Raw genomic sequence first — 2,672 nt, forward strand, 5'->3', positions numbered from 1 at the left:
ACAGTAGACATCACATTCAATTAGTAATGCAAGATATCACGTAGTGATTCTTTTTAACGGTTAAGTTAGAAAGGGCGCACGGTGGATGCCTTGACACTAGGAGTCGATGAAGGACGGGACGAACACCGATATGCTTCGGGGAGCTGTAAGTAAGCTTTGATCCGGAGATTTCCGAATGGGGAAACCCACCATTCGTAATGGAGTGGTATCCTTACCTGAATACATAGGGTATGGAAGACAGACCCAGGGAACTGAAACATCTAAGTACCTGGAGGAAGAGAAAGCAAATGCGATTTCCTGAGTAGCGGCGAGCGAAACGGAATATAGCCCAAACCAAGAGGCTTGCCTCTTGGGGTTGTAGGACATTCTATACGGAGTTACAAAGGAACGAGGTAGACGAAGAGGTCTGGAAAGGCCCGCCATAGGAGGTAACAGCCCTGTAGTCAAAACTTCGTTCTCTCCTGAGTGGATCCTGAGTACGGCGGAACACGTGAAATTCCGTCGGAATCCGGGAGGACCATCTCCCAAGGCTAAATACTCCCTAGTGACCGATAGTGAACCAGTACCGTGAGGGAAAGGTGAAAAGCACCCCGGAAGGGGAGTGAAAGAGATCCTGAAACCGTGTGCCTACAAGTAGTCAGAGCCCGTTAACGGGTGATGGCGTGCCTTTTGTAGAATGAACCGGCGAGTTACGATCCCGTGCAAGGTTAAGCAGAAGATGCGGAGCCGCAGCGAAAGCGAGTCTGAATAGGGCGAATTGAGTACGTGGTCGTAGACCCGAAACCAGGTGATCTACCCATGTCCAGGGTGAAGTTCAGGTAACACTGAATGGAGGCCCGAACCCACGCACGTTGAAAAGTGCGGGGATGAGGTGTGGGTAGCGGAGAAATTCCAATCGAACCTGGAGATAGCTGGTTCTCCCCGAAATAGCTTTAGGGCTAGCCTCAAGGTAAGAGTCTTGGAGGTAGAGCACTGATTGGACTAGGGGCCCCTACCGGGTTACCGAATTCAGTCAAACTCCGAATGCCAATGACTTATCCTTGGGAGTCAGACTGCGAGTGATAAGATCCGTAGTCGAAAGGGAAACAGCCCAGACCGCCAGCTAAGGTCCCAAAGTATACGTTAAGTGGAAAAGGATGTGGAGTTGCTTAGACAACCAGGATGTTGGCTTAGAAGCAGCCACCATTTAAAGAGTGCGTAATAGCTCACTGGTCGAGTGACTCTGCGCCGAAAATGTACCGGGGCTAAACGTATCACCGAAGCTGCGGACTGTTCTTCGAACAGTGGTAGGAGAGCGTTCTAAGGGCTGTGAAGCCAGACCGGAAGGACTGGTGGAGCGCTTAGAAGTGAGAATGCCGGTATGAGTAGCGAAAGAGGGGTGAGAATCCCCTCCACCGAATGCCTAAGGTTTCCTGAGGAAGGCTCGTCCGCTCAGGGTTAGTCGGGACCTAAGCCGAGGCCGAAAGGCGTAGGCGATGGATAACAGGTTGATATTCCTGTACCACCTCCTCACCATTTGAGCAATGGGGGGACGCAGGAGGATAGGGTAAGCGCGGTATTGGATATCCGCGTCCAAGCAGTTAGGCTGGGAAATAGGCAAATCCGTTTCCCGTGAAGGCTGAGCTGTGATGGCGAGCGAATTATAGTAGCGAAGTTCCTGATTCCACACTGCCAAGAAAAGCCTCTAGCGAGGTGAGAGGTGCCCGTACCGCAAACCGACACAGGTAGGCGAGGAGAGAATCCTAAGGTGATCGAGAGAACTCTCGTTAAGGAACTCGGCAAAATGACCCCGTAACTTCGGGAGAAGGGGTGCTCTGTTAGGGTGCAAGCCCGAGAGAGCCGCAGTGAATAGGCCCAGGCGACTGTTTAGCAAAAACACAGGTCTCTGCGAAGCCGTAAGGCGAAGTATAGGGGCTGACGCCTGCCCGGTGCTGGAAGGTTAAGAGGAGCGCTTAGCGTAAGCGAAGGTGCGAATTGAAGCCCCAGTAAACGGCGGCCGTAACTATAACGGTCCTAAGGTAGCGAAATTCCTTGTCGGGTAAGTTCCGACCCGCACGAAAGGCGCAACGATCTGGGCACTGTCTCAACGAGAGACTCGGTGAAATTATAGTACCTGTGAAGATGCAGGTTACCCGCGACAGGACGGAAAGACCCCGTGGAGCTTTACTGCAGCCTGATATTGAATGTTGGTACAGCTTGTACAGGATAGGTAGGAGCCTTGGAAACCGGAGCGCCAGCTTCGGTGGAGGCATCGGTGGGATACTACCCTGGCTGTATTGACCTTCTAACCCGCCGCCCTTATCGGGCGGGGAGACAGTGTCAGGTGGGCAGTTTGACTGGGGCGGTCGCCTCCTAAAAGGTAACGGAGGCGCCCAAAGGTTCCCTCAGAATGGTTGGAAATCATTCGCAGAGTGTAAAGGCACAAGGGAGCTTGACTGCGAGACCTACAAGTCGAGCAGGGACGAAAGTCGGGCTTAGTGATCCGGTGGTTCCGCATGGAAGGGCCATCGCTCAACGGATAAAAGCTACCCCGGGGATAACAGGCTTATCTCCCCCAAGAGTCCACATCGACGGGGAGGTTTGGCACCTCGATGTCGGCTCATCGCATCCTGGGGCTGTAGTCGGTCCCAAGGGTTGGGCTGTTCGCCCATTAAAGCGGTACGCGAGCTGGG

The 2,672-nt window shown here is 53.2% G+C and carries 1 rRNA gene; it reads left to right on the plus strand.

Annotated features, from left to right (window positions below):
* Window positions 1–58: 58 nt before the first annotated feature.
* Window positions 59–2,672 (plus strand): 23S ribosomal RNA (locus ACFVS9_RS34125); the annotation flags it as partial.

Source organism: Streptomyces sp. NPDC058008 (assembly GCF_042886395.1).
Lineage (GTDB): Bacteria > Actinomycetota > Actinomycetes > Streptomycetales > Streptomycetaceae > Streptomyces.